The organism is Streptomyces brasiliensis (assembly GCF_014647875.1).
GTDB lineage: Bacteria > Actinomycetota > Actinomycetes > Streptomycetales > Streptomycetaceae > Streptomyces > Streptomyces brasiliensis.
This window is the reverse complement of record NZ_BMQA01000157.1, coordinates 1-5,194: the sequence shown is the minus strand read 5'-3', so window position 1 is coordinate 5,194 and position 5,194 is coordinate 1. Positions and strand designations below refer to the sequence as shown.

The 5,194-nt window shown below is 65.4% G+C and carries 3 protein-coding genes; 1 reads left to right on the top strand and 2 read right to left on the bottom strand.

Features of this window, described 5'->3' with window-relative positions; all coding sequences use genetic code 11:
• A partial coding sequence (locus tag IEZ19_RS48975) for an IS701 family transposase (RefSeq protein ID WP_189317829.1) occupies window positions 1–836 on the top strand: 836 nt, incomplete at its 5' end.
• 1,149 nt (window positions 837–1,985) lie between these two features.
• On the opposite strand, the gene IEZ19_RS48970 is transcribed toward IEZ19_RS48975, so the two are convergent.
• Window positions 1,986–3,665, bottom strand: coding sequence for a PQQ-dependent dehydrogenase, methanol/ethanol family (locus IEZ19_RS48970; RefSeq protein WP_189317828.1), 1,680 nt, complete (start codon window positions 3,663–3,665; stop codon window positions 1,986–1,988).
• 16 nt (window positions 3,666–3,681) lie between these two features.
• Window positions 3,682–4,137, bottom strand: a complete 456-nt coding sequence (locus IEZ19_RS48965) for an MSMEG_3727 family PQQ-associated protein (protein ID WP_189317827.1) — start codon at window positions 4,135–4,137, stop codon at window positions 3,682–3,684.
• Between the last annotated feature and the right edge of the window lie 1,057 nt (window positions 4,138–5,194).

Here is a 5,194-nt window from a genome sequence, read left to right as displayed (position 1 = left end):
CCTTCGCCACCAAGCCCGAGCTGGCCACCGCGATGCTGGAGCAGGCCCGCGCGACCCACATGCCGTTCTCCTGGGTGCTGGCCGATGCCGGCTACGGCCAGGACTCCGGACTGCGGGCCTGGTGCCACGCGCACCAGGTGCCATACGTGTTCGGCGTCCCCGTCGACCTCCCCCTGGACGGGGTCCCGGGGCGGCCGCGTCAGCCGGCCGTCCAGCGCGCCGACGATTTGCTGTCCTACGCGAAAGTCCGTGACCAGTGGGAACGCCGTTCCTGCGGCGACGGCGCCAGGGGTGGACGACTTTACGACTGGACGGCCTTCGCCGTCCAGGTGAAGGACGAGAGCCCGGCCGACGGCTTCACGCACTGGCTGGTGCTGCGCCGCAGCCTGCATCCCAACCGGCGCGGCAAGGACGGCCGACTCCACCGCGAGATCGCCTACTTCCTCGTCCACGCCCCCGCAGGCGCCACGCTCTCGCAGATCATCGCCCGGGCCGGTGGCCGCTGGCAGATCGAGGAGGACAACGAGATCAGCAAACAGCTCGTCGGCCTCGCCCGGTACCAGGTCCGCAAGTGGACGCCCTGGCACCGGCATGTCACCGCCTGCATGCTGGCCACCGCATTCCTCAGCGTCCAACACGCCGCCCTCCCCGACACCGACACCGACACCGACACCGACACCGAGCATGACCTCACCGCGGGAAAAGACCAGGTCACGAGCAAGAGCGAGGCCGCTGGCCAATCCACGGTCCGCTTCCGCGGCCTTCCGCCCACACCATCCGGCACTGCCTGGCCGCCACCCGACTCAATCCCTGCCACCCCGTGGATACCGTCCTGACCTGCGAGTTGTGGCGCCGCCTCCACCAAACCCGCGCCATGATCAGCCACTACCGGCGACGAGGAGACCCGCTCCCGGACCGCCTCCGCCCCTGGACCCACTACCAGCCGATCCCACCCATCACCGATCCTCAAGATCTCCGGCTGTAGTACAAGCAGCCTGACGTCTCAGTCGGATTGACCTTCTTCTTGAGCGCAAGCCCGGGCGTTTACGCCCGGGCTAGCTCATCCTCAGTCCGAAGCCGCGCAGCGGCGGAGCCCGCTTTAAAAGCCCCGAGTGCGTATTCCGGTGTCACCGGGATGCCGTGGGCGACGTGAACATCCACACGCTTGCCGACAACGACGGGACTTTCGTCCCGGACCCCGACCTCCGTGCGGAGGTCACGTATCGCCGGTCCCAGACCGGCAGGAGCCCGCTCCAGCGGTCACTGCACGCCTACCACCAGAACGTCCTCGCACGAGTCGATGGAAAGCAGGCAGGGAAGAACGGCGTAGCGCACCGAACCGGGCCACCCGCCCCAGCAGTACCGCAGCGGGTGTAGCTGTCGACAGCGCTGTCATCCCAGGCGACACCACCTCCCGTCAGGGTGCTGGCAGGGCATCCGCCCACGCTGCCTGAAGCGCACAAGACAGAAGCCCCAGCCTTCTTCAGGCCGGGGAGGTTCACAGCTACCGGGGTTGCGGCAGTCCGTTGGGCTTTTCAGCCTCGATACTTGTGCACGTCGCAAACGCAGTACATGAGACGGCAGCTGAAGCATGCGGGCTTGTCGACGCACGTGATACAGGGCCCGCAGTGCACCGGCTCGGTGTGCCGCGCGAGATCGCCAGGCTCGTAGGCCTCCCCGCAGTAGTGGCACGGCAGACGCTCAAATCCAGTGTCCTGCTGGGGCACCGACGACTGGTTCATCACATCACCCTTTGTTTCTTCCGCTGTCTTCCCCATGACCGAGGTGCGGGTTGAAATACCTACCACCTGCGAGACTACGGGGGACCTCGGCGTAGCCCCGCTCTCCTCGCCTGTCAGTGCGAAAGCACCCGCCCGGTGATCGAGACGCCGCCGGGACGACTCGATCACCGGGCGGGTGCAAAGGAAACCGCCAGGAAGTTACCTCGTGTCTCGCGTCAGTACCACGTCAGTGGCGCTTCCCTGTCACAGGGAGAACGTGATCACCGCGGCACCGTGACCCTGACCGGACATGCCGGGGACGATGCCTTCGAGCCAGCCACCCCAGCCGACCGGCACCGTGATGTACTGCTTGCCATCGACGGTGTAGGTACTCGGGCTGCTGTGGTGACCGCTGCCGCACTGGAAACTCCAGAGCTTCTCTCCGGTCTCGGCGTGGAGCGCCATGAACTCACCCGTGGGTGTGCCCGCGAACACCAGGTTCCCTGCGGTGCTGAGGGTCGACGCGGCCATCGGCACGTTGAGCCGGTAGCGCCACTTCTCCTCACCGTGGGAGTCGAACGCGCTGACCGACCCGGCCATGTTGTCGATGTCGACCTCGACGGCGGCACCCCAGTAGGGCATGCCTTCCTTGAACTCGCGACGACGCCGGGTGGCGGTGGCACCCACGTCGGCCACCGGAACGTAGAACAGATCGTGGTCCGGGTTGTACGACGCGTGCGTCCACTCCTTCGCACCGGCGGGGCCGGGGTAGAAGTGGCAGGGCTCGCCTTCCTTGTCCGGGTACTTCCGCGGGGTCACCTTGCCGTCGCGGGTGATGACGCCCCAGTCGATCCGGTCGACGAACGGCGTGACGTGCTGCAGCTCGCCGTTGGTGCGGTCAAGGACGAACATGTACCCGTTCTTGTCGAAGTGGGCGAGCAACTTCTTGCCATCCCGCTCGAACAGGGTCATCTCCATGGTGGAGTCGTAGTCCCACAGGTCGTGGGGGGTGAACTGGTAGTGCCACTTGATCTCACCCGTGTCCGCATCCAGCGCGACCACGCTGTCGCTGTAGAGGTTGTCCCCCTCACGGACCTCGCCGTCGAAATCGGGAGCCGGGTTCCCGGTGCCCGCGTAGTAAAGGTTCAGCTCCGGGTCGTAGGTTCCGGTGACCCAGTGGTTCGCGCCTCCGCGCTGCCAGGCCTCCCCGTCGGCGGGCCAGGTCTCCGAGCCGGGCTCACCTGGCTTCGGCACGGTGTAGGTGCGCCAGCGCTGCTCACCGGTCTCCAGGTCCCAACAGTCGATGTGACCGCGGACGCCGTACTCGCCACCGGCGGAACCGGTGATGAGCGTGTCCTTGATGACCAGCGGAGCGATCGAAGCGCTCTCGCCCGCCCGCACGTCACCGATGGTCTTCTGCCAGACCTTCTGGCCGTTGGTGGCGTCGATCGCCACCAACTGGGCGTTCTGGGTCACCATGTAGACCTTGCCGTTGGCCACCGCACAGCCGCGGTTGACGTTGGCGCAGCACAAGGTCACGTCGAAGGGGACCGCGTGCTTGTAACGCCACAGCTGCTCGCCGGTCGTCGCATCGAGCGCCCAGAGCCAGCCGTCCCAGCCGGTGACGAACATGACGCCGTCGACGACCAGGGGGCAGGCCTCGAACGCGTAGGTCGAGGTGGAGGCGATCAGGCCGGTCGAGCTCGCCTGGTGGATCCAGGCGACCTTCAGGTTCTTGACGTTCTCGACGTTGATCTGGTCGAGCAGGCTGTGCCGCTTGCCGTCGTAGTCGCCGTAGTACGTAATCCAGTTCTGCGATTCGCTGCGCGCCTGGAGGATGCGCTTGTAGCTGATGTCGCGCGTCACGTCCGGAGCACTGTGCGGGATGTTGGAAAGCTGGCTGTGGTTGAACGCCTCGCCGGCGTCGACGTATTCGACGGTCATGGTGGTTCCTACCTTTCTACGGCCGCGGCTGGGCAGGTCGGTCGAGCTTGGCTTCCGGCGGTACTTCGCCGCTCACGACGATGGCGGCGGTCAGTCCCCTGCCCTCGTCGTTGCCGGCCGGGGAGCCGTACCAGTAGTAGCCGGGACCGTCCAGTTCGAGCGTCGCGCGGCCCTTCGAGTGGTTCAGCAGACCGATGAACTTCCTGTCGCCGTTACTGGGCAGCAGGCAGGCGTGGGTGTTCTTGTCATCATTGATGATCGTCAGCTCGACGGTGCCGGCGTGCGGCAGGATCAGGACCGCAGGCTCCCACACCATCGCATCCTCCGGGATCCGGATGGTCGCCTCCATCGTCCCGTCGGCACGCTCGGTTGCCTTGGCGATTGAGCCGGTGCCGAGCACGGCACCGATGGCTGCCTTGTTCTGTCCGCCGATTTCGGCCAGGAGATCGGCTCGTTCCTGGGCAGTCGTCATCGACTTCACCTCCTCGTTAGCGAGAAATGAAAATTCCGACAGATTTCGCGGAACACCTACACGAAAGCGTTGGCTCGTTGTCGACAAAATCGGACACTCTCAAGCGCTACGCCACCCGGGCAAGCTATTCCGATATCCGTCGCCACCGACCGGCCCGGCCCCGCCGTTCCCCCGGCAGGAGGTGCCGTTCGTGCAATCCTGCGCCTGGGTTTTGGTTGAAATCCGTGGTGTGGTCAGGCCGGTGCCAGGAAATCGCTATCCCGGGTGACACGCCACGAGGTCATCCTCACCCCGCACGAACCGCTCCCACGCCCTGTACACCGTTGCCTCGCCACGGCTGCGAGAGGTCAGGGTCGAGCCAGCGTACCTGTGCCATGTAGGACCGCCTTTGGTCTGTTGCCAACCCGGACGGCACACATGCGCTGCGCTCGTGCGCTGTGTCATGTATCGGGCCGGGCCGCGTTGCTTGACCGCAGACGCAAACTAAACTGCCCCTCGGTTTGAGGACAAGCAGAGTGGGATGAATGCGGGCGAACGACCTACGAACGGTCGTGAAGCGGAGATTATCGGTGGCCATCCGCCCACGAGCGGTCACCATGCTTTCGCCCCGAGTCGACGCTGTTCCGGCCGACGGTACGGCAATTGGCCACGTGTTGCAGAAGTTGTCCGCCTTGGGGAACCTCTTTGATCCTGTGCCGTGGGGTGAAATCAGGGCCCCGCCGCGTATCCCGGTTGTCCGGTTCGCGGTGATCGGTGATGGCGGGGGCTCCGGACGCGGGGGCCCCTTGTGGATCATGGAGATGTCCGAGCTTCAAGATCTGCAAGGGTGCCGTGTTCGTTCCTCCATCATCTCCCGTCCCTTCCCCTGCCTGGATCCCGACTCCGCTGAAGCGCGGGGACACCCACGATGTCGGTCAAGTGCGCTCGCTGGGACGCGCAGAGAATCAACTCGTGGCCTTTCGGGTTCCGGTTCGTTGATGCAGCGTGGGCATACCTGAGAGGTCGTTTTCACCTGTGAAGTGTGCTTTATCCAGGGCTTTTCGATCGGGTGTCATCA